Here is a 22,840-nt window from a genome sequence, read left to right on the forward strand (position 1 = left end):
CCATGCGAATTCTATTGGTTGAAGACAACCGCGATATCCTGGCCAATCTGGCCGATTACCTGGGGCTCAAAGGCTATACCGTGGATTGCGCGCAGGACGGCCTGTCGGGCCTGCATCTGGCGGCCACCGAGCATTACGATTTGATCGTGCTCGATATCATGTTGCCCGGCATCGATGGCTATACCTTGTGCAAGCGCCTGCGCGAAGACGCGCGCCGCGATACGCCGGTGATCATGCTCACCGCCCGCGATCAACTGGACGACCGCCTGCAAGGCTTCAAGTCCGGCGCCGATGATTACCTGGTCAAGCCGTTTGCCCTGTCTGAGCTGGCGGCGCGTATCGAAGCGGTCATGCGCCGGACCCAGGGCGGCGGGCGACGCACCTTGCAGGTCGGCGACCTGAGCTATGACCTCGACACCCTGGAAGTCACCCGCGAAGGCCGGCTGCTGAAGCTCAATCCGGTCGGCCTGAAGTTGCTGGCTGTGCTGATGCAGAAAAGCCCGCACGTGCTGCGCCGTGAAATTCTTGAAGAGGCACTCTGGGGCGACGATTGTCCGGACAGCGACAGCCTGCGCAGCCATGTGCACCAACTGCGCCAGGTGATCGATAAACCGTTCGCCAAGCCGTTGCTGCAGACCGTGCACGGTGTGGGTTATCGCTTGGCCGAGGGGCGTGATGGAGTTTAAGCAGAGCCTTTCTCAACGCATCATCATTGCCTTTGCGCTGATGAGCGCACTGGTGGCGGGCGCCTTTGCCATGGGTATCGTCGCGACCGTGCACCTGGTGGAAGAAAAACTGATTTCGGCTGGCTTGGGCGGCGATTTGCAGCGCTTGTTGCTGATGGACAATGTCACGGACTGGAGCCATCGCCCCGAGCCGGACCAATTGTTCTACTTCAGCAATGGGCCGGGCGATTTCAGGTTGCCCAAGGATCTGCGGCACCTGGAGCCGGGCTTTCACGAAGTGTTCCGTGAAAACCTGTCGTACCACGCCATGGTCGAGATCGTCGACGGTCGACGGTACGTGCTGTTGCAGGATCAGAGCGACTTCGAAGAGCGTGAGCGGGTGCTGTTTGCCGTGGTGCTGGTGGGTTTCGTACTGAGCCTGGCGCTGGCGGTGTTCCTCGGCTGGGTCCTGGCGCGCAAGGTCATGGCGCCGGTGGTGCGGCTGGCCCGCCAGGTGCGCCATCGCGATCAGTTGCTCGGTCTGGCCCCCCCTTTGGCGCCGGACTATGCCGCCGATGAGGTGGGCGAACTGGCCGTGGCCTTCGACGCCACCCTCGGGCGCTTGCGCCAGGCCCTGACCCGCGAGCGCTTGTTCACCAGCGACGTCAGCCACGAATTGCGCACACCCCTGATGATCCTGGCCAGTTCCTGCGAGTTGTTGCTGGAAAATCCGGGTATCGATCAGCGCGGTCGCGCTCAGGTCGAACGCATCGCCCGGGCTTGTGAGGAAATGCGTGAGCTGGTGCAAACCTTCCTGATGCTCGCCCGTGCCCAGCGCGAAGACACCGGCGTGGCCCCGCAACAGCCGCTGAGCCAGGTGGCCGAGGGTTTGCTCAGCCTGTGGCGCGGGCCCATTGAAAACAAAGGGTTGAAGCTGATCTTCGAACCGGGCCAGCCTGAGGCCAAAAGCTACAACGCGACGCTCCTGCACGCGGTGATGGGCAACTTGCTGCGCAATGCCTTGCATTACACGGAACAGGGCTTCATCCGCCTGACCCTGACGGGCACGGGCTTCCTGGTCGAAGACTCGGGTGTGGGCATTCCCGAGGAAAAACGCGAGGCGATGTTCGAACCCTTTGTCCGGGGCAGCGAAAAGCGCGGGGAGGGCTTGGGCCTGGGGCTTTCACTGGTGCAGCGGATTTGTGAAAACCAGGGCTGGAGCGTCAGCCTGACCACCATGGAGCCCAATGGCTGCCGTTTTCAGGTGGAGTTGTCGCGAGCCTGATCAGTTGCGCCGGACGTCCAGCAAACCCTGTCAATTCTGTAAAATCCTGTAATACTTCAAGGTCAACATGACAAATTTTTCACAAATGGATCACTTGGCACCGACACGTTGATACCTAAGGTAGTTGCTATCAGAAGTTCAGGAGACCTGATGATGGACGGCCCGATCAAACTCGATTTTTCCGAAAAGTATGACGATCAACACGCACAGCGTTATCTGCGTAAGCACCAGGACGGTCTCGGCCGTAAATTGTCTCACTGGCGTGACGTGCAACTGGGACGCAAGGCACTGGCCCTGGTGGGCGAGCCTGGCCTGGTCCTCGACTTGCCGTGCGGTGCAGGGCGTTTCTGGCCCATGCTCGCGGAAAAGCCCAACCGCGTGATCATCGGCGCCGATAACTCGGAGTCCATGCTGAAGATAGCAACCCAGGCGCAACCGGCCGATGTGGTGAAACGGGTACAACCCTTGCACACTTCTGCATTCGACATCGCCTTGCCGGACAACGCCGTCGACAGCATTTTTTGCATGCGCTTGCTCCACCACATCGGTGAAGCCGAGCATCGCCTGGCTATCTTGCGTGAATTCGAGCGCGTTTCCCGTGACAGCGTGATCCTTTCGCTGTGGGTCGATGGCAACTTCAAGGCCTGGAAACGCAAGCGTTCAGAGAAAACACGTGGGCAGGAAGGTTACCAAAACCGGTTTGTGTTACCGGCCGCTACTGTAGAAAAGGAATTTGAACAGGCGGGTTTCCGCATCCAGGAACAACTGGACTTTTTGCCGCTCTATGCCATGTGGCGAGTTTACGTATTACGCAAGAGGTAACAGGATGGCAGTGCAGTGTGCAGCAGAAACGGAAGTCGCTCCCCAGGACCGCTTCGATTATTTCTGGAATCAGCGCGGTGAATGGGTAGAAGAACCCAACGTCCGTCGTGGCGGGGAAAGCGGCGTTCAACGCGTTACGGGCAGTGATGGTCAACTGCTCTACGTCAAGCGTCAGACCGGGCATATCCATCGCAGCTGGCTGCACCCTTTCGGGCGGCCGACCGTACTGCGCGAGCAAGCTGCGCTCATCGGTGTGACCGCGCTTGGCGTAAGGGTTCCGCACATCGTTTTCTGCGGCGCACAGCGCGACCCGGTGCACAAATGGCGTGCCTTGCTGGTCACCAAGTCGCTGGATGGCTTTGAAGAAATCGAGCGCTGGTACGAAGGTGGCGGTCGCGAACGCCATGGTGAAGCCGTCAACGACCGCGTACTCAAGGACCTGGCTGAAAACCTGGCCCGCATGCACAAGGGCCGCTGGCAGCACAGCTGCATCTACATCAAGCACGTGTTTGTTCGCGTGACCGGTGAAGGCGAGTCGGCCAAGGTCGAGATTGCCCTGATCGATCTGGAGAAATGCCGCCAGCGTTTGACTGCCTATCGCGCAGCAGCCCATGACATGAAGCAATTGCGTCGCCACTCGTCGTTCAGCGATGCGGACTGGAAAAAGCTCGTCTACTTTTATGAGACGGCGTTTGGCAGCGCTATCAAGGGTTTATAGCGATGAAACTCGAAATTGCACGAGGTTTGTTTCTGGTAGGAGCCTTGGCAGTTGCATCAATCGCGATGGCAGCCTGGGAGCAACCACGCCCCCAGGTGCTCAGCTCGGTAAACGCAGAAGATCACTGTCCGTTGCCACGGGTTGCGAAGGCATCCGTGGCCACTCGACCCGATCATGACCTGTTGTTGTTCATGTTCGGACTTTCTCAGGGATTGAGGCCGCAAAGTTGAACCGATTGAAGCCCAAATGAAAGGCCTCGCATTTGCGAGGCCTTTTTTTCGGGCTTTCATTGGTTTGGTCACGGTCCCTTGTAGGAGCCGGCTTGCTGGCGATGGTCGTTAACGATAACGCGTATGAACTGGATAAACGCGGCGCACTTGAGTCCATCGCCGGCAAGCCGGCTCCTACAGGGTCAAGGGTGTTCTTCGGGTTTATCGGGTTTGGCCAGCAGCGTGTACACGCAAGGCAGTACAAACAGGGTGAACATCGTCCCGATCGACATGCCCGTGGCGATGACCGTGCCGATGTCGAACCGGCTGACCGCGCCAGCTCCGGTGGCGATGATCAATGGCACCATGCCGAACACCATCGCCGCGGTGGTCATCAAGACCGGACGCAGGCGGATGGCCGCCGCTTCCTCCACGGCTTCCCGTGCCGTCAGCCCCTTGTCCTTGCGTAGCTGGTTGGCGAACTCGACGATCAGAATGCCGTGTTTGCTGATCAACCCGATCAACGTCACCAGCCCGACCTGGGTGTAGATGTTCATGCTCGACCAACCCAGGAACAGCGGAATCAATGCGCCGCAGATAGACAGCGGTACGGTGACCAGGATCACCAGCGGGTCGCGGAAGCTTTCGAACTGGGCCGCCAGCACCAAAAAGATGATCGCCAGTGCCAGGGCAAAGGTGACCCACAGGGCACTGCCTTCCTGAACATACTGTCTCGACGCCCCGGCGTAGTCGAAGGAAAAACCGACGGGTGCCTCTTCCCGGGCGATCTGACGCACCAGGTCGATGGCTTCCCCCATGCTCACCAGCGGCACGCCGGACAGGATCGCCGAGTTGAGCTGCTGGAACTGGTTCAACTGACGCGGTCGAGCACGGTCGGTGATGGTGATCAGGGTCGACAATGCCAACAGCTCGCCCTTGGTGTTCTTCACGTAGTAATTGTTCAGCCAGTCCGGATTGTCGCGGAACGGCCGCTCGACCTGGGCAATCACCTTGTAGCTGCGACCTTCAATGGTGAAACGGTTGATTTCGGCTTCACCCAGCAGGGTCGCCAGGGTTCCCCCCAGATCCTGCATGGAAACCCCCATCTGCGCGGCCTTGGCGCGGTCGATATCGACCACCACTTCCGGTTTGTCGAAGGCCAGGTCAACGTCGACAAAGGCGAACTTGCCCGACTCCATCGCGCGTTTTTTAACCCGGTCGACCACTTGTAGCAGCAGTTCGTAATCGTTGGCGGAGTTGATGACGAACTGGAACGGCAGGCCTTCACCGGTGCCCGGCAAGGACGGCAGGTTGAAACCGAAAACCTGCAACCCGGGGATGCTTTCCAGTTTGCTCTGAACCTCGGGCAGGATCGCCATCTGGGTTCGGTCGCGCTCGTTCCATGGCTTGAGCAGGAAACCGCCGATGCCCGACTGCACGCCGTTGAAACCGTTGATCTGGAACGACGAGTAGTACTCGGGAAACGCCTTGAAGATCGAGATGAACTCGTCGGTGTAGGTGTTCAGGTAGTCGAGGTTGGTCGGTTGCGGGGCGTTGGCCAGCATGAAAATGATGCCCTGGTCCTCGTCCGGCGCCAGCTCCGACTTGGTGAACTTGAGGAACACCGGAATCAGGCACAACACGATCACCGCGAACACCAGCACCACCGGCCGGGTGTTGAGGGTGCCGTGAAGCATGCTCTGGTAGCGGCGCTTGAGGCTTTCGAAAATCATGTCCAGGCGATGGGCCAGGCCGCTGGGGTTCTCATCGTGACGCAGGAGGAACGCACACATCATCGGTGACAGGGTCAGGGCGACGATGCCGGAAATCACCACCGCACCGGCCAGCGTCAGGGCGAACTCCTTGAACAGCGCACCGGTCAGGCCGGTCAGGAAGCCAATCGGGGCATACACCGCCGCCAGGGTGATGGTCATCGACACCACCGGCATGGCGATTTCCCGGGCGCCTTCAATGGCGGCGTCCAGCGGGGTCTTGCCCTCCTCGATGTGGCGATGAATGTTTTCCACCACCACGATGGCGTCGTCCACCACCAGACCGATGGCCAGCACCATCGCCAGCAGGGTGAGCAGGTTGATGGAATACCCCATCATCTGCATGAAGAACATCACGCCGATCATCGACAGCGGGATGGTCACCACCGGGATCACCACCGAACGCAGGGCGCCGAGGAACAGGAACACCACCACGATCACGATCAGTACCGCTTCGAACAGGGTTTTCACCACTTCGTCGATCGAGGCCTGGATGAACAGGGTGGCGTCATAGGCGATTTCACCCTTGAGGCTCGGTGGCAGCTGAGCCTCAAGGTCCGGCATGATCTTGCGCACTTCCTTGATCACGTCCAGCGGGTTGGCGCCGGGCGTCGCCTTGATGCCGATGTACACCGAAGGGGTGCCGCCGAACGAGCTGATGGTGTCGTAGTTCTCCGCACCCATTTCCACGCGCGCCACATCGCGCAGCAGCACACGGCTGTCGCCGTCGACCTTGAGCGCAATGGCGCCGAAGGCTTCGGCCGACTTGAGCTCGGTATTGGCGTTGATGCTGGTGACCACGTATTCGCCTTTCAGCTCGCCAGCCGCCGAGAGGAAGTTGTACTGGCGTACCGCGTTGGTCACATCGCTGGCACTGAGGCCGAAGCCGGCGAGCTTGACCGGGTCCAGCCACAGGCGCATCGCAAACACCTGGTTGCCGAGGATCTCGGCTTCGGCCATGCCGGGCAAGGTCGCCAGTTTCGGCTGGATCACCCGCGACAGGTAATCGGTGATCTGCGGGTTGTTCAGTTCCTTGCTGAAGAAGCTGATGTACATCAATGCTGACGCATCGGCAGATTCCTTGCTCAGCACCGGGTCTTCCGCGTCCTGGGGCAGCTGGTTCTTGACCTCGTTGGCCTTGGCCAGCAGTTCGGTAAACAGACGGTCGTTGTTGGCGCCGACGCGTGCGTAGATCGAGATCACCGAAAAGTTCTGGCGACTCACCGAGGTCATGTAGTCGATGCCCTCGGCGCTGGCCAGGCTTTGCTGCATCGGTTGGGTGATGTAGCCCTGGATGGTCTCGGCGTTGGCCCCGGGGTAAGCGGTGGTCACCGTGATCAGGGCGTTTTCCATTTGCGGATACTGGCGCAGCGGCAGCTTGCTCCAGGCCTGGAAGCCCAGCAGCACAATCAGCAGGCTGACCACGGTTGCGAGAACCGGGCGGCGAATGAACGGGTCGGTAAAAGCCATGGGGATTCCTTGATCAGTCCGCACGTGGCGGGCTGTTCTGCTCGGCCAGGGTTTTATCGTCGCTGATGGCAATGTGTGCGCCGTTATCCAGTTTGAGCTGGCCGGCCGTCACCACTTTCTCGCCGTTCTGCACGCCTTTGGTGATTATCACTTGCCCCTCGCGGCGTTCGCCGGTTTCGACAAAACGCCGCTCGGCGATCAGCACTGGCTGGCCCTTGTCATCCTTTTCCGGGTTGCCGTCTTCGCCCTTCTTTTGCACGGCGACATACACCGAGTTGCCGTAGAGCGTGTAGGTGATCGCGCTTTCCGGCACCACGATGCGTGGTTGCGGGTCGGGCAGGAGCACGTCAAGGCTGGCGAACATCCCGGGCAGCAACTTGCCATCGGGGTTGGCGAGGGTGGCGCGGACCTGCACGTTACGGGTGCTGTTTTCGACTTTGGGATTGATTGCACTGATGCTGCCGGGGAACGTCCGGGCCGGATAGGCCGAAACGATGATCTGTACCGGCTGGCCAATGGCGACCTTCGGCACCGATTGTTCCGGTATGAAAAAGTCGACGTAAAGGCTGCTGAGGTCCTGCAGGGTGGCGATCATGGTGCCGCTGGCGACGTAGTCGCCGACGTCCACCTGGCGAATGCCGATGGTGCCGCTGAACGGCGCGAGGATGCGTTTTTTCTCGAGCGCAGCCTTCAGCTGATTGACCGTGGCCTTGTTCTTTTTCAGGACCGCCGAGAGTCGGTCGAACTCACCCTTGGAAATCGCCTGGCTGCCCACCAGCTGGCTGCCACGACCGTAATCCACCTGGGCCAGCCCGAGATCGGCCTGAGCGGTTTCCAGGAGGGCGGATTCCACGGCGCTGTCGAGTTGCACGATCGGCTGGCCGGCCTTGACCTTCTGCCCCGACTCAAACTGCACGTCGGTGACGGTGCCGGCGATTTCCAGGCTCAGGTCGACACCTTGCAGGGCCGTCAGGGTGCCCACGGTAGGCAGCCGGGCTTGCCACGGACGTTCGGTGGCGGTGGCCACCGCGACATTGATCGGCGGTTTGGGCGCAGAGAAGCCTTGAATCATCGTGTAGACAGAGAAGGCTTTGTACGCGCCCAGGACCAGCACAATCAGCAGCACAACACCCAACATGATCAGCATGCGGCGACGCAGCATATTCCAGTTCCTTGGAGAAAATCAGGTGAGACAGTCGCGCACATTACCGCGACTGGGACAGGTAATCCAATGGCTGTTTATTGGAACTCCATAACCTGTAGGAGCCGGCTTGCCGGCGATAGTGCCGTTGAATTTACGGTGCTCTCGAGATTGCCATCGCTGGCAAGTCAGCGCCTGCAAGGGGAGGTATTTATGCCATCAGATGCAGATGGTTGTCCCAGAGCCCTGCGGGTAGCTCCAGCGGCTTTGCGACGAGGTCAGCCTTGCGGCAGTCGTAGTAGCGGCAGCGCCCCTGACCCGAAGTCACGACAAAACCATCGGCCACGGCGCCGACCCCGGCACAATCGGGCAGTGGTGCATCCAGGCGTACTTCACCGCTGTCCAGGTCCCAGATGAAAAACCGGTTGCCCCGTGGTGCAGTCAACGCCACCAGGCGCAAGTCGCTGTGTATCGCGACGCTGGCGGTGTAGTGCCCCATGGCCTGCAACTGGTGCTCGGGCACCGGGAACGCGACGAAGGGCTGACCCGGACGCTTGATCGCCAACAGCTCCGACGACTCGTGGGCCGCGCCCATGAACTGCTGGCTGGCGACGATGGTGCCGTCGCTGGCGATGGCCAGGTGGCGCACGCTGTTCATATGTTGGGCGAGGGTTTCCTTGCTCAGCAGGGTGCCATCGCGGTGCATCAGGACCAGGCTCGGCTCCATGGCGTTGAGGTTCATCTCCACCCGGCTTTCGGCCTCGGTGCGAATCCCGCCGTTGGCCACCACCAGGGTTTCGCCGTCGGGCATCCACGACACCTGGTGCGGACCGAGGCCGTGGGTGGAAATCTCACCGCTGTGCACCAGCCGTTCACCCTCGAATTTGTACACGCCGAGCAGGCCGCGACCCGGATCGGTGGTGTCGTTTTCGGTGGCGTACAGCCAGTCGCCGCTGTGATGGATGACCGCGTGTCCGTAGAAGTGCCGGTTCGGCTGTGACACCACGGTTTGCAGGAGCGCGCCGTCGCGCAGGTCGATCAGGTAGCTCTCGGTACCCGGACGGCGAGCGACGAACAGCGCAATAGGCTGTGTCGGGTGGTTGATGATGTCGTGGCAACGCTGGCCGACGCGGGTGGCGAACTGCAGGGTGCCATCGAGCCGATAACCGACGGCGTAATGCCGGCCATCGGTATCGTCCCGCGCCGAAAGCAACAACGGACTCTTGTCCTTTTGCCTGAACAGCTTCCAGCCGCCCAGCGTCACCGCTCCCAGCAACAAACTACCTAGTGTCAGAGCCTGGCGTCGCAGCATGGAACTCGCCCTCATCAGTCACCGTCGTTGGCGTTGAAGCCCAGCTGGATGCCCAGCGCCTTGGCCAGATCAGCCTCGTGCAGGCGATGGACAACGTTGAGGCTGTCGTACAGTTCGTTGAGTTGCTGGCGGCCGGCGTCGTCATTGAGCATTTCGGTCAGCGGACGCTGGATGCCGGCGAACAGTTTCAGCGAGGCGGCATAGGCTGCATCGATCTTGTCGGCCAAGGGCTTCTGCTCGCTCGGCAACAGGCCGCGCAAGCCTTTGTTGTCCACACCTTCCCAGACCGTTTTGGCAGCCGCGAGGCTGGCTTCCAGGCTGGTCAGGGACGACTGGCTACGCCAGGCATCGGCCTGGAACGGTTGCGGCACGCCCTTGCTCTGGCGGCCCATCGGCGTGCCGAGTTTTTTCTTCAGGGTGTCGATGGCGGTGACCTGCACCCGCAGCAGGTCGGCGATCGCTTCATGGGAGTCGGCATAACGCTGGTTCGGGAATTTGCTCATTTGCGCGAGCATTCCGTCGGTGTTGTTCCAGCTTTGCAGGATTTCTTCGGCCAACTGTTTCTGGCGTTCACCGATGGCGACCAGCAGCGGGCAGTACTTGGCCTTCTGTTCTGCATTGGCCACGTCAGGCTTGCTGTCGAACAGAATGTATTCGTAGGCCGAGAGGCCCTGCACCACGACGCTGGACTTGGCCAGCGCTGCGGCATCGATTTGCGGCTGGGCGATGACCAGTTGCTCGACCTGACGGCCGACCAGGTTCTTCTTGTCCGGCCAGAACTGCACTTGCCACGAACGGTTGCCTTCGGCCAGCGGCCCGATCAGCAGTGGTTGCAGCTCGGCCCAGGCTTTTTGCGCATGCAGGAAGTCGGCACGGGCCGTTTCCAGGGTTTCCTTGCCTTGGCAGTAGGCGAGGGCGCTGACCGCCAATTGACGGTCGGCTTCAACCCAACGGGTGTAGGTCGGCAGGATCACCGACTTGGCGATGGCCGCCGAGGTGACTGCTTGCGGATCCTGTGGCGAGCAGGCGCCCAGGGCGAGTGCGGCAAGGCTGGTGAACAACAGTTTGGGACGGAACATGTCGGGCTCCCGCGAGTGGAATGCGTGTTAAAGGGAATTCAGGAACGCCAGCAACGCACTGCGCTGCTCGGCATTGAAAGACAAAACCTGTTGCTGCGCCGCCGTCGCCTCGCCGCCGTGCCAGAGCACCGCTTCGAGCAGGTTGCGGGCGCGGCCGTCATGCAGGAACTGGGTGTGGCCGCTGACCGCCTGTGTCAGGCCGATGCCCCACAACGGCGGGGTACGCCATTGGCGGCCGCTGGCCTGGAATTCCGTACGGTTGTCGGCCAGGCCGTCGCCCATGTCATGCAGCAGCAGATCGCTGTACGGGCGGATCACTTGATTGGCCAGTTCAGGTTCGGCGGCGTTGGCGACGGTGGTGTATTTCGGTGTGTGGCAGGATTGGCAGCCGGCCTGATAGAACAAGGTTTTGCCGGCCAGCACTGCAGGCGCGTTGATATCACGACGGGCCGGGACGGCAAGGTTGCGGCTGTAGAACAGCACCAGTCGCAGGATGTTATCGCTGACTTCCGGCTCGCCATCCGGGCCGGTGCCACTGGGTGCCTGTTTGCAGGCAGTTTGCGCGTCCGTGCAGTCATCCATGGGTCTCAGGCTGGTCGTGAGGCCCATGTCACCGGAAAACGCGTGAACATTTTGTTGATTGAGGTTCGGTTGTCCGGCTTTCCAGCCGAATCGTCCCAACACTGTCTTCTGTTGGGCGTCGTCCCACACCTGGTTCGGACGTCCAGCGATGCCGTCGTTCGCCTTGGCCTGTGCCTCGGCGTTGGCCAGGATCGCCTCGTCGGGAATCGCTTCGAGCAGGCCCAGGCCAATCATCGGCGGCGCTACGCGTGCCGAGAAACGCGTATCGGGGTGCATCGGGCCGTAGCCCAGCTGGGTGATGTTCAGGCTCGGTTTACGCAGCTCGACTTCGGTGCCGTCCTTGAACCGCACCGGCACGGCAGTGTAATCGACCCGTACTTTGCCTTCGGGGGCTACGCCGGGTACGGCCATGTCCTGGAACTGGCCACCGTAGACAGGCTCGGGCACCACGCCGAGCTGTTCGATGACCCCGGCATACGCTGGGGCGTCGGGAATCGACAGGCGTACCAGCATCGACACGGCGTTCACATCGTCCGCAGTCGGCGGATGGCCGCGGCCGTCCTTGATGTGGCAGCCCTGGCAGGCATTGGTATTGAACAGCGGGCCAAGGCCATCGCGGGCGGTCGTCGTCGACGGGGCGATCACCCAGGGGCTGCGGAAGAAACTGTTGCCGACGCTGAAATCCACTCGCCGTGACGGTGGCAGATTCGCCGAGGGCATGGAAAACGCGTTCTGATCGGTCTTGCGCACCGTCGCACTGCCACCTGAGCGGGCTTCACCGGGTTCGGCCTGGGTGAATTTCGGGGCGTCATCGCAGGCACTCAGGCCCAGGGCCAGAAACAGTGCGGACAAGCGAAGAGGCAGCGGGGGCATCAGAGATCCTGCAAGACGAGCAAAACAAGGGCGCAAAGTCTAACAGGGCATGGGAAATTGAATAAGAGGAATTATCGTTTGCTTGATGTGGGGCAGGGTTTTTCACTTGAGACCGCGGCGCTGCCATCGCGGGCAAGCCCCGCTCCCACAGGGATTGAAGGTGCACACAGATCATGTGTTCAGCACGGATACTGTGGGAGCGGGCTTGCCCGCGATGAGGCCATGAGCATCGCCCAAAAAACAGGCATGAAAAAGGCGACCCGAAGGTCGCCTTTCTCACTCAGCCAGCGTTGATCAGAATTCGTGATCAGCGTTGTCCGGGTTCAGGTCGGCGATGCCCAGTTTGCCAGCGGCGGATTCGATCGAACCGGTCTGCTTGACCAGGGCGGCGATGGCGTCACGGACGATCTGGTTGCCTGCGGTGTTGCCGGCAGCGATCAGTTGGTCGTAGTGCTCACCCTTGTTGGCGTGATCAACCATGATCTGGATCTTGGCTTCGGTGGCGGCCAGGTCGTCTTTCAGGGCGGTGTCGGCAGCCGGGTCGGCCTTGGCCACCAGGGACGACAGGCTGGCGCCGGTCATTTTGGTGCCGTCGACACGAGTGTATTCACCCAGGTACACGTTACGAATGCCCTTGGCATCGTAGAAGTGCGAGTTGTGAGTGTTGTCGCTGAAGCAATCCTGTTCGTCTTCAGGAGAGTTGGCTTCCAGGGAAACCTTCATGCGCTCGCCCGCCAGTTCGCCCAGGGACAGGCTGCCCATGCCGAACAGCATTTTGCGCAGGCCGGATTCAGCCGGTTCGGCTTCCAGCGTGGCGCGGTAGTTGTCGGCCACGTTCGGCTTCCAGTTGCCGACCATTTCTTCCAGGTCGCTGACCAGCAGTTGAGTCACGGACTTCAGGTAAGCACGACGACGATCGTTGTGACCGCCGGTAGCGCCTTTGCCTTCCAGGTAGTCCGAAGCCGGACGGTTGCCGGCGCCAGGGCCGGTGCCGTTCAGGTCCTGGCCCCAGAGCAGGAATTCGATGGCGTGGTAGCCGGTGGCGACGTTGGCCTCGGAACCGCCCAGTTCGTTCAGGCTGGCGAGTTTTTCCGGGGTGATGTCTTTGACATCGACCTTGTCTTCGCCGATCTGCACTTCAGTGTTGGCGATGATGTTGGCGGTCGCACCCGGGTTGCCCAGGGCGTGCTCGTAGGACTTGTCGACGTAGTCGATCAGGCCTTCGTCCAGTGGCCAGGAGTTCAGCTGACCTTCCCAATCGTCAACGATGGTATTGCCGAAACGGAACACTTCGCTCTGCAGGTAAGGCACGCGAGCGGCAACCCAGGCAGCCTTGGCGGCTTTCAGGGTGTCGTCGTTCGGCTTGGCGAGGAAGGCGTCGACGGCGGTTTGCAGGGTCTTCGCAGTGGATTCGGCATCGCTGTAAACGGCGAAAACGATGTCGGCGTAGTGAGCGACAACGGCTTTGGCAGCGGTTTCGTCGACTTTACCGGCAGCGGCAGGCGCAGCGGCTGGAGTAGCCGGGGCAGCCGCAGTGCTGGCAGCTGGCGCAGGCGCGGCAGCTTTGTCTTTGTCTTTGCCTTCGCCGCAACCAGCGAGGGAAATAGCGATGGCCAACAGACTGGCGGTAGCCAGAGGCATACGAATCATGGCGAACATCCTGCTTCGATGAGGGGGTGGAGTGGTGCTATGCGCACGCAAAACTGCGACATAATGCAAATCTTTCGCATTATGTGTAAAGGGTTGTAGCTGGAAATATTTCTTATTCGCTGTGGGAGCGAGCCTGCTCGCGATGGACGTGAACGATGACGCGTTCATTCTGAATGAACGTGTTGCTCTCAGGTCCATCGCGAGCAAGCTCGCTCCTACAGGGGGCTGGGTTTACAAAATAGCGGCATTGCTGCGTTGGGCCTGTTTCAAATAGGCACCCAGTTCCCGCGCCGGCAACGGTTTGCTGTAGTGATAGCCCTGACCTTCGTGGCAGCCTTCGGAAATGATGTAGGCCTCTTGCTCGGCGGTTTCCACGCCCTCGGCAATCACCTGCATGCCCAGGCTCTTGCCCAACTGGATGATGGCGCGAACGATGGTCGCATCGTCGTCGTCATCGAGCAGGTCCTGAACGAAACTCTTGTCGATCTTGATCTTGTCCAGCGGCAGGCTCTTGAGATAGCTCAAGGACGAATAGCCGGTGCCGAAGTCGTCGATGGCGATCAGCGCGCCGGAGCGGCGCAGGCTGAGCAAGTGCTGGGCGGCCGTGCTGATGTCTTCCATCAGGCCGGTTTCGGTGACCTCCAACTCCAGGCTGCGCGGTGGCAGGCGGTACATCTGCAGCAGGTTGTTGACCACCCGCGGCAGTTCGGCGTGGTGCAATTGAACCGTGGACAGGTTCACCGCCATGCGCAGGTCGCTGAAACCCTGGTCATGCCACTCGCGTAGCTGTTTGCAGGCCTGGTCCAGCACCCATTCGCCGATGGCGATGATGGTGCCGTTCTGTTCGGCCAGCGGGATGAACAGGTCTGGCGGCACCAGGCCGTGCTCGGGGTGTTGCCAGCGAATCAGCGCTTCGACGCCGACCACGCGGTGATCGCGGTAGCTGATCTGCGGCTGGTAGACGAGGTAGAACTGATTGCGGATCAGCGCATCGCGCAGGTCTTTTTCCAGTTCGCGGCGACGGCGCATTTCGGTGTCGACGCTGGCGATATAGAACTGATAGCGGTTGCGCGACCGGGTCTTGGCCAGCGTCATGGTCTGCTCGGCCTTTTGCAGCAACTTCTCGGTGCTGTCGCCATCTTCGGGGAACAGGGTGATGCCGATGGTGGCGCGCAGGCGGATCTCCTGATGGTCGAGGGCAAACGCCGCTTCCAGATCATCGAGAATGCTTTGCGCCAGCTCGGCGGCTTCGTAGGGTTGCTCGATATCGGCCTGGACCAGGGCAAACTGGTCGCCACCGAGGCGGGCGAGGGCGCCCAGGCGGCCGCTATGGCCCCGCAGGCGATCGGCCAGGGCCAGCAGCAACTGGTCGCCGGTTTGATAGCTGAACTGCTCGTTGATGCCCTTGAAGTCGTCGAGGCCGACACACAACACCGCGACCCGGCGCTGCAACTTGCCGGCGTCGATGAGGATCTTGTCCAGTTGCTGCTGCAATTGCTGGCGGTTCGGCAGTCCCGTCAGGAAGTCGTACTGGGACATGCGCAACAGACTGTTTTCCGCTTCGTGACGCAGATGGGTATTGCGTTCGATGGATTCGAGCAACTGGTTGGCGGTGTTGATCCAGATGCCCAGTTCGTTTTTCTCGTGGCCCTTGAGCAGCGGGATCTTGTGTTCGCTGGGGCGGTCCGGATTGATTTCGGTGAGGTGCTCGATGATCCGTGACAATGGCTTGGTCAGCAGCCAGTGATAGACCAGGTACAACACCAGCCCCATGGCGAGCGCGCGCAGTACGCCGGAGATGAAGATGATCACCGAGCTGACAATGAACCCCTGGCCGTAGGTGGCGGTGTCGAGGGTGATGCTCAGGTCGCCGTAATACTCGCTGTAAGGCCCGCGACCGACCAACTGAGTGGTGAAGGTGCGTTCCTTGCCAAGAATCAGGTCGGTCAGCCAGCGGCTGCTCGATTGCTGCAGCTCGCGGGATTTCTGCGCGAGCATGGCTTCGTTGGGATGGCCGATGGAGGCCTTGCGCACGGCGTCGTCCTGGAACAGGCCTTCGATCACCTGCATGCCCATTTCCCGGTCCAGGCTGTAGACGGCCTGGGTCGAGGGGTCGCGAAACATGTCGAGGATGCGCTCGGCATCGCCAGCGACGGCCTGGCGGGTTTTATAGGCATCGAACACGATCTGTGCGCAGCTCAAGACCACGCCGACGATCAATGCCGACAGGAGCACGACCCGGAGCAACTTCACCGACAAGCTGTTCTTGAGTTCCAGCTTCAAAGGGTTATTCCTTGTTCCGTGCGGGTAGCATCAAGTTGCCATGAGTATTGGCAATCCCGTGATGGCAGTCAAAGGGACAATCATCCTTGGGGGATTTTGCCTGCAGCTTGGCCGATTTGCAGTTGTCTTGACGAGTTTGCCTATTAGTACTGTGTCGGTTGTCGAGTCCTTCAACTTGAGGGGCGGGGGGTAGATATTTTCCTTTTGTTTGATGTTAGCTGTCTGTGGTGGTGGGGCAAGGTGAGTGGGTTTGGGTTTTTAACGGAGTGCATATCCGTTTCTGCGGTAACGGCCACTTATGGTTTCGCCCTTACGGCGAGTCACTTTTAACAAGCGCCCGGCCCTGTAGGAGCGAGCTTGCTCGCGATGGACGTCAACGATAACGCGTGCTGCCTGATTGCCCGCGTTGTCCTGGCGTTTTTCGCGAGCAAGCTCGCTCCCACATGGGATGGCGCGGTGTAGGAAAGCGCCAGAAGTTTCCCACGCAGTTTTCAGGTTGTCCGTCGGAAGCGGGCTGAATAGCCTTTGGCTGTCGCTGAAAACTCAGCGATCGGGTGTGAGAACCCGGCAAGTCATAGTCATCCAGTGCCAGTGTCCGCATAATTGCCGCCAGCTTATACGCTGTCTGTAAGTGCGTTATGGCGGCTGTGTGCGGGCAGACTTATGTCTGGCCGGGTGCCTATGACCGGTTTCTCACCTCGCACATAGCTGCCACCTCTTTGCCGTGTGAGAACGGCAATGGGCGGCACCCACCGCATAGGAATATTTCAGTGGATAAGTTAATCCCCGATCCCCCCAACAACACCACCAAACCCTACACCCCCAACACCATGTTCATGATCGTCCCGGACATGGGTACCGAATCCCTGCTGGCCCACGCCTGTGAATCACTGGCTTCGGCCAATGTCATGGCGAGTGATTTCGCCACCTTCCTGACCGGCCCTCAGCGCAACATGGCGTTGGCCATTGCGCAGATCATCATGCTGGCGGAGCTGGCGGTGAATCGTGCGTTGGATAATGTCGATCCGCAGTAGTTGGCAGGCTGACCGCATTATCGTTCTTCGCGAGCAGGCTCGCTCCCACAGTGGTCCGGTGTAGACCGACCCAATGTGGGAGCGAGCCTGCTCGCGAAGGGGCCCTGACGAACGCTGAAAATCCCGGGCAATAAAAAACCCGGCTAAAAAGCCGGGTTTTCTTGACTGGCGTCGAGCTTAAGCGGTGAAGGTTTTGCCTTCGAACTGCTCAGCCACGAATTTCCAGTTGACCAGGTTCCAGAACGCTTCGACGTACTTTGGACGAACGTTGCGGTAGTCGATGTAGTAAGCGTGTTCCCAGACGTCGCAGGTCAGCAGCGGGGTGTCGCCGTTGGTCAGCGGGTTGCCGGCGCCGATGGTGCTGGCCAGGGCCAGGGAACCGTCAGCCTTCTTCACCAGCCAGCCCCAACCGGAACCGAAGGTGCCGATGGAAGTCTTGCTGAACTCTTCCTTGAACTTGTCGAACGAACCGAACGCTGCGTTGATGGCATCGCCAAGTGCGCCGGTTGGTTGACCGCCGGCGTTTGGCGCCAGGCAGTTCCAGTAGAAAGTGTGGTTCCAGACCTGAGCGGCGTTGTTGAAGATACCGCCCGAGGAAGTCTTGACGATTTCTTCCAGGGTCTTGCCTTCGAACTCGGTGCCTGGCACCAGGTTGTTCAGGTTCACGACGTAGGTGTTGTGGTGCTTGTCGTGGTGGTATTCCAGGGTTTCCTTGGAAATGTGCGGCTGCAGGGCATCGTGTGCGTACGGCAGCGGCGGCAATTCGAAAGCCATATTGATTCTCCTAATCAGGTCAGTTGCGGTGAGCGCAAGGCCGATCACGGGCGGCCAGACAAGCGCCGGGGAGTTTGTACTCTTTGCGGCGCAGGGAGTCGGATCATAGCACCGGGGGGGCGGCATAACCACGCAACAACTGTGTGGAATAGAGGTTCCGCGAATCAGATGGCCGTGATCAACTGCAGCGCTACGGCAAACATCATCACTGCCACCAGCAGATCGAGAATTCGCCAGGTACTGGGGCGGGCGAGCCAGGGTGCCAGCCATGCCGCGCCGAGCGCCAGGGTGAAGAACCACAGCAGCGAGGCACTGGCCGCGCCGACGACATAAGCGCCGGGCTCGGTTTGTTGTGCGCCCAGGGAGCCGATCAGCAACACGGTGTCGAGGTAGACGTGCGGATTGAGCAACGTCACCGCCAGCGCGCTGAGCATCACCGCGCGCAGCGAGCGTACGGTCTGGCCTTCGCCCTGTTCGAGGCTCTGCTTCGAAAAGGCCCGGCGCAGTGCCTGGCTGCCGTACCACAACAGGAACGCTGCGCCGCCCCAGCGGGCAATCGCCAGCAGTGTCGGGTTTTGTGCCAGCACCGTCGCCAGGCCGAAAACCCCGGCCGCCACCAACAAAGCGTCGCAGGCCACACAGAGCGCCGCTACCGGCAGGTGATGTTCGCGGCGCAGGCTTTGCGCCAGGACAAACGCATTCTGGGTGCCGATCGCCATGATCAGGCCAAAGGCCACGAGCAACCCGTTCACATAACTTTGCCACATGATTTTTTACTCCGCGTTGGCTGCCAGATCCCGCAGCACCTGCAGGGCACGGTCGGCATCGGCCTGGCCGACAAACAAATGGTCGTGGTAGTAGCCGGCAATCACGTTGCAGCTGATGCCGGCCTTGCCCAATGCCGTGGCGAACGCGGCGGTCAGGCCGACCGCTTCGAGGGCCGAATGCACGTTCAGGGTGATCCAGGCGGCGACGTAGTCGAAGCTGAACCCGGCGCGTTCGGCGTGAGCGCGTTCGAGAATCACGGTCAGGCCTTCCTGTTCGCGGAAGCTGCCGACAATCTCCAGACCCGCAGGCAACTGACCGTCGCGCAGGGTGCAGAACACGTATTCGCCGGCATTGAGTTGCGGGCTCATGCTGCGCAGCAGCGTTGCCAATGAAGTTTCGCCAGCCATGTGGGTGATCCTTGTTCAAGAGTTCTTGCTGGTCATTGTCCTTGGGAAGGCTGTATAAGAAAAACCAATCTTGCTGATCGCTCATTAGGAAAACTGATGTTCGACTATAAATTGCTCTCTGCCCTGGCCGCCGTGGTCGAGCAGGCCGGTTTTGAACGGGCGGCCCAGGTGCTGGGCCTGTCGCAATCGGCGATATCCCAGCGCATCAAGCTGCTGGAAGCCCGGGTCGGCCAGCCAGTGCTGGTGCGGGCCACGCCGCCGACGCCGACGGAAATCGGTCGACGCTTGCTCAACCACGTGCAGCAAGTGCGCCTGCTTGAACGGGATTTGCAAAGCCTGGTGCCGGCGCTGGATGAAGAGGGTTTGCCGGAACGCCTGCGGATCGCCCTGAATGCCGACAGCCTGGCCACCTGGTGGGCGCAGGCGGTGGGGGCGTTTTGCGCGGAGCAGCATCTGTTGATGGATCTGGTCGTGGAGGACCAGACCGTCGGCCTCAAGCGCATGCGTGCCGGTGAGGTGGCCGCCTGTGTCTGCGCCAGCGAGCGCCCGGTGGCCGGCGCGCGCAGCGTGCTGCTGGGGGCCATGCGTTACCGTGCACTGGCCAGCCCGGCCTTTATTGCCCGGCATTTTCCGCAAGGCGTACGCGCCGATCAGTTGGCCCGCACCCCGGCGCTGGTGTTTGGCCCGGATGATTTCCTGCAGCATCGCTACCTTGCGTCCCTGGGTGTCGAGGGTGGTTTCGAACACCATCTGTGCCCGTCTTCCGAAGGTTTCATTCGTCTGACGGAAGCCGGACTCGGCTGGGGGCTGGTGCCGGAACTGCAAGTGCGCGAGCAACTGCAAAGGGGCGTATTGCAGGAGTTGCTGCCAGATAAGCCGATCGATGTGCCGCTGTACTGGCATCATTGGCGCAATGGCGGCCAGTTGCTGGGGATGCTCACCGATCAATTGGTCAGCGCATCGAAACAATGGCTGGTGCCCTTGGCCTGACGCGCAGCGTCAAGACCTGACGTAATACGCAAATCGAAATATTTCGGAGCAATACATGAAGATTCTGGTTACCGGCGCAAGCGGCTTCATCGGCGGGCGCTTTGCGCGCTTTGCCCTGGAGCAGGGCCTGGAAGTGCGGGTCAACGGTCGCCGGGCCGAAAGCGTGGAGCATCTGGTACGTCGTGGAGCCGAATTCATCCAGGGTGACTTGAGCGACCCGGAACTGGCGCGCGAACTGTGTGCGGACGTCGAGGCCGTGGTGCATTGCGCCGGTGCCGTCGGTTTATGGGGACGTTATCAGGACTTCCACCAGGGCAACGTCCAGGTCACCGAGAACGTAGTCGAAGCCTGCCTGAAGCAACGGGTTCGGCGGCTGGTGCATTTGTCGTCGCCGTCGATCTACTTCGATGGCCGCGATCACCTGGGCCTGACCGAAGAGCAGGTGCCCAAGCGTTTCAAGCATCATTACGCCGCCACCAAATACCTGGCCGAGCAAAAAGTCTTCGGCGCCCAGGAATTCGGCCTCGAAACCCTGGCCCTGCGCCCGCGTTTCGTCACCGGGGCTGGCGATATGAGCATCTTCCCGCGTCTGTTGAACATGCAGCGCAAGGGTCGCCTGGCGATCATCGGCAACGGCCTGAACAAAGTGGATTTCACCAGCGTGCAAAACCTCAACGAGGCGTTGCTCAGCAGTTTGCTGGCCAGCGGTTCGGCGCTGGGCAAGGTCTACAACATCAGCAACGGCGCGCCGGTGCCCTTGTGGGACGTGGTCAATTACGTCATGCGTAAAATGGACGTCCCACAGGTCACCCGTTATCGTTCCTACGGCCTGGCCTACAGCGTGGCGGCGCTCAACGAGGGGGTGTGCAAGTTGTGGCCGGGGCGCCCCGAGCCGACGCTGTCGCGGCTGGGCATGCAGGTCATGAAGAAAAATTTCACCCTGGACATCAGCCGCGCCCGGCATTATCTGGATTACGATCCCAAGGTCAGCCTCTGGACCGCGCTTGATGAGTACTGTGGCTGGTGGAAGGCGCAGGATATTCGCTGATGAAGCTCAAACCGCGCCCCCCTTTCTGAACCGGATACGGGCTTCGGGGTCAATGGTTGCGCCTGTGGGGTTATACTGCGCGGCATAAAGCCATTATGTGATTCATTAAGGTTGATTCAATGTCCATGCGAAACGATGCCAACGACGACTTCGACGATGTACCGAGCCTGCGTGCAGACGTTCTCGATGACGATTATCCGCCCACTGTCCGCTCGGTCGTGCACCCGCGCACGGCACCGGTGGTGAAGGTCAAGGCGGCGAGCACCGGTCCGCTGTGGGCGTTGGTCGGGGCGTTGTTCTTTGCGTTCGCGGGCCTGGCCTGGTGGAGCTTTCAGCAGATTTCCCTGATGGAACAGCAATTGGTCGCGACCCAGGAAAGTTTCGCCCGGATCAGCGAGGAAGCGGCAGGGCGCCTGCAGGATATTTCCGGCAAGGTGGTTGCCAGCCAGACCAGTGTCAGCACCGACAGCGAGGCCTTGAAGCTGCAAATCCGCCAGCTGGAAAGCAAGCTCCAGGACCAGAGCACCCAACAGCAAGGCGTCGCCGGCCAGGCCTCGGACCTGGACAAGCGACTGGCACAAATGACCGCGCAAACCACCGAGGCGGACAAGCGCCTGGCGCAGTTGACCGCTCAGGACAGCGAACACCAGGCGACCAATACGCAGTTGCAGGCCGAGGTCAAAGCCTTGACTGCGGAATTGACCGCCCTGAAAAATGCCCCGTCCGACGCGGAAAAATTCGATGCGCAGCTCAAAAGCCTGGGCGCCGATATCACCGCATTGAAGAAACAAGGCAACCCGAGCGCAGCCATCGAGCGTCTCGAGCAAGACATGCTCGTGCTCAAAAGCGTGCAGGACAACCGTCCGGCCGCCGCGCAGGGCGCGACCAACACTGCCGAGTTCGATGCGTTCCGCAGCCAGGTCACCCGTAACATCAATACCCTTCAGGCGCAGATCCAGAACCTGCAACAGCAATTGCGCACCAAGCAGTAATCGTCTGCCCGGGAAGACCCGCGACTGCTGAAATCCATGCATCCCCCATTGCCGTCTACGCTCTTGAAACATCATCAGGAACGAGGGATGCGCAATGGGGTATTTGCATAGGTTCGCCTTGCTGTGCGGCATGTTTTTGCTTTGCCTGGGGCAGGCGCAAGCGGCCGGGACGGAAAAGGACGACAGCAAGGCGGCCATCGCCCTGCTGGAAAAAGCGTTGGCCTACTACCACGAGCATGGCGACAAGGCGTTTGCGGCATTCAGTCGCCAGGGCGAGTTTGTCGACAAGGACCGTTATGTCTTCGTGCTCGACACCAAGGGCGTGATGCTTGCCAGCGGCGGGCCTTCGTCGGCGTTGATTGGCCGCGACGTATCGGAGGTGCTCGGGCCGGACTTGCAGAAAACCTTCAAGGACGCCCTGAAAGTGCCGGAAGGCAATGGCATTCAGCAGGCGGAATATCGCTGGCAGAATTGGAACGACGGCAAGGTCGAGCGCAAGCATGTCTACTACCAGCGCATCGGCCAGCGGATTCTGGCGGTCGGTTATTACCTGCCCCGGGCTTCCGCCGAACAGGCCATGGCCTTGCTCAACAAAGCGGCAACCGATCTGGCCAGGGACGAGAAGGGCACCCTGACGGCCATCAACTCCCTCAAGGGCGGCTACCTGCAGGATGACCTGTATGTCTTTGTCGTCGACCTGGACACCCAACGGTACGTGGCCCACGGCACCAACCTGCGGCTGATCAATACCGACTTCAGCAAGATCGTGGATCCGGAAGGCAAGCCGGTGGGCGAGCCGATGCTGGCGCTGATGGGCAAGCAGGATTACGGCGAATACGAATACCGCTGGAAAAACCCGGTGACCGGCAAGGTCGAGAACAAGCATGCCTACCTGAAGAAAGTTGGGCATTTTCTGGTGGCGGTCGGGTATTACAGCCCTTGAATTTAAGGTGTTTGACATGACGT

General features: G+C 60.6%; 20 protein-coding genes. 10 read left to right on the forward strand and 10 right to left on the reverse strand.

Annotated features, from left to right (window positions below; genetic code table 11):
• The first annotated feature begins 2 nt into the window (after positions 1 to 2).
• The 5 genes from colR to EI969_RS01225 all read left to right on the forward strand — a co-directional run bounded on the left by colR (position 3) and on the right by EI969_RS01225 (position 3,720).
• On the forward strand, positions 3 to 686 hold the full coding sequence (colR, locus tag EI969_RS01205) for a two-component system response regulator ColR (RefSeq protein WP_150718794.1): 684 nt from the start codon (positions 3 to 5) through the stop codon (positions 684 to 686).
• Positions 676 to 1,950 (forward strand): HAMP domain-containing sensor histidine kinase, encoded by a 1,275-nt coding sequence (locus tag EI969_RS01210; protein WP_160385581.1) that lies wholly within the window; start codon positions 676 to 678, stop codon positions 1,948 to 1,950. Before colR ends, EI969_RS01210 begins: the two co-directional genes overlap by 11 nt.
• A gap of 153 nt (positions 1,951 to 2,103) precedes the next feature.
• Positions 2,104 to 2,772 (forward strand): class I SAM-dependent methyltransferase, encoded by a 669-nt coding sequence (locus EI969_RS01215; RefSeq protein ID WP_160385603.1) that lies wholly within the window; start codon positions 2,104 to 2,106, stop codon positions 2,770 to 2,772.
• A 4-nt stretch (positions 2,773 to 2,776) separates the two neighbouring features.
• The gene (locus tag EI969_RS01220) at positions 2,777 to 3,490 is read left to right on the forward strand and encodes a lipopolysaccharide kinase InaA family protein (RefSeq protein WP_160385582.1); all 714 of its coding nucleotides are present in this window, start codon (positions 2,777 to 2,779) and stop codon (positions 3,488 to 3,490) included.
• 2 nt (positions 3,491 to 3,492) lie between these two features.
• The gene (locus EI969_RS01225; RefSeq protein WP_160385583.1) at positions 3,493 to 3,720 is read left to right on the forward strand and encodes a hypothetical protein; all 228 of its coding nucleotides are present in this window, start codon (positions 3,493 to 3,495) and stop codon (positions 3,718 to 3,720) included.
• Positions 3,721 to 3,902: 182 nt separating this feature from the next.
• Here EI969_RS01225 and EI969_RS01230 read toward each other — a convergent pair whose 3' ends face one another.
• The 7 genes from EI969_RS01230 to EI969_RS01260 form a co-directional block, all read right to left on the reverse strand.
• Positions 3,903 to 6,941 (reverse strand): multidrug efflux RND transporter permease subunit, encoded by a 3,039-nt coding sequence (locus EI969_RS01230; RefSeq protein WP_160385584.1) that lies wholly within the window; start codon positions 6,939 to 6,941, stop codon positions 3,903 to 3,905.
• A 13-nt stretch (positions 6,942 to 6,954) separates the two neighbouring features.
• Entirely contained in the window at positions 6,955 to 8,103 is a 1,149-nt protein-coding gene (locus EI969_RS01235) for an efflux RND transporter periplasmic adaptor subunit (protein ID WP_160385585.1), read from the reverse strand.
• A gap of 190 nt (positions 8,104 to 8,293) precedes the next feature.
• A complete protein-coding gene (locus tag EI969_RS01240; RefSeq protein ID WP_160385586.1) occupies positions 8,294 to 9,394 on the reverse strand; it encodes a DUF1513 domain-containing protein in 1,101 nt (366 codons plus the stop codon).
• A gap of 14 nt (positions 9,395 to 9,408) precedes the next feature.
• Positions 9,409 to 10,473, reverse strand: coding sequence for an imelysin family protein (locus EI969_RS01245; RefSeq protein ID WP_160385587.1), 1,065 nt, complete (start codon positions 10,471 to 10,473; stop codon positions 9,409 to 9,411).
• Between the two features lie 27 nt (positions 10,474 to 10,500).
• Positions 10,501 to 11,928, reverse strand: coding sequence for a di-heme oxidoredictase family protein (locus tag EI969_RS01250; RefSeq protein WP_160385588.1), 1,428 nt, complete (start codon positions 11,926 to 11,928; stop codon positions 10,501 to 10,503).
• 294 nt (positions 11,929 to 12,222) lie between these two features.
• Complete coding sequence (locus EI969_RS01255; protein ID WP_160385589.1) at positions 12,223 to 13,578, reverse strand: imelysin family protein; 1,356 nt, start codon at positions 13,576 to 13,578, stop codon at positions 12,223 to 12,225.
• A gap of 231 nt (positions 13,579 to 13,809) precedes the next feature.
• Entirely contained in the window at positions 13,810 to 15,861 is a 2,052-nt protein-coding gene (locus EI969_RS01260) for a bifunctional diguanylate cyclase/phosphodiesterase (RefSeq protein ID WP_160385590.1), read from the reverse strand.
• A gap of 770 nt (positions 15,862 to 16,631) precedes the next feature.
• Between EI969_RS01260 and EI969_RS30390 the strand changes: the two genes are divergently transcribed.
• Positions 16,632 to 16,895, forward strand: coding sequence for a DUF6124 family protein (locus EI969_RS30390; protein WP_160385591.1), 264 nt, complete (start codon positions 16,632 to 16,634; stop codon positions 16,893 to 16,895).
• A gap of 177 nt (positions 16,896 to 17,072) precedes the next feature.
• Here EI969_RS30390 and EI969_RS01270 read toward each other — a convergent pair whose 3' ends face one another.
• From EI969_RS01270 to EI969_RS01280, 3 genes are all read right to left on the reverse strand, one after another.
• Positions 17,073 to 17,669 carry a superoxide dismutase gene (locus EI969_RS01270; RefSeq protein ID WP_160385592.1) on the reverse strand — a complete coding sequence of 199 codons (597 nt, stop codon included), beginning with the start codon at positions 17,667 to 17,669 and terminating at the stop codon, positions 17,073 to 17,075.
• Between the two features lie 164 nt (positions 17,670 to 17,833).
• Positions 17,834 to 18,436 carry a LysE/ArgO family amino acid transporter gene (locus EI969_RS01275; protein WP_103396360.1) on the reverse strand — a complete coding sequence of 201 codons (603 nt, stop codon included), beginning with the start codon at positions 18,434 to 18,436 and terminating at the stop codon, positions 17,834 to 17,836.
• Between the two features lie 6 nt (positions 18,437 to 18,442).
• Complete coding sequence (locus EI969_RS01280) at positions 18,443 to 18,844, reverse strand: ACT domain-containing protein (RefSeq protein ID WP_160385593.1); 402 nt, start codon at positions 18,842 to 18,844, stop codon at positions 18,443 to 18,445.
• A gap of 96 nt (positions 18,845 to 18,940) precedes the next feature.
• On the opposite strand from EI969_RS01280, the gene EI969_RS01285 reads away from it, so the two are divergent.
• The 4 genes from EI969_RS01285 (at position 18,941) to EI969_RS01300 (ending at position 22,817) form a co-directional block, all read left to right on the forward strand.
• The gene (locus EI969_RS01285; RefSeq protein ID WP_160385594.1) at positions 18,941 to 19,834 is read left to right on the forward strand and encodes a LysR family transcriptional regulator ArgP; all 894 of its coding nucleotides are present in this window, start codon (positions 18,941 to 18,943) and stop codon (positions 19,832 to 19,834) included.
• A gap of 55 nt (positions 19,835 to 19,889) precedes the next feature.
• Positions 19,890 to 20,882: an NAD(P)-dependent oxidoreductase gene (locus tag EI969_RS01290; RefSeq protein WP_160385595.1), complete on the forward strand. Its 993-nt coding sequence runs from the start codon at positions 19,890 to 19,892 to the stop codon at positions 20,880 to 20,882.
• Positions 20,883 to 21,001: 119 nt separating this feature from the next.
• Complete coding sequence (locus EI969_RS01295) at positions 21,002 to 21,874, forward strand: ATPase (protein ID WP_160385596.1); 873 nt, start codon at positions 21,002 to 21,004, stop codon at positions 21,872 to 21,874.
• 94 nt (positions 21,875 to 21,968) lie between these two features.
• The gene (locus tag EI969_RS01300) at positions 21,969 to 22,817 is read left to right on the forward strand and encodes a cache domain-containing protein (protein ID WP_160385597.1); all 849 of its coding nucleotides are present in this window, start codon (positions 21,969 to 21,971) and stop codon (positions 22,815 to 22,817) included.
• Positions 22,818 to 22,840: the final 23 nt, after the last annotated feature.

The sequence above is a fragment of the Pseudomonas sp. PB101 genome (genome assembly GCF_009764265.1).
GTDB lineage: Bacteria > Pseudomonadota > Gammaproteobacteria > Pseudomonadales > Pseudomonadaceae > Aquipseudomonas.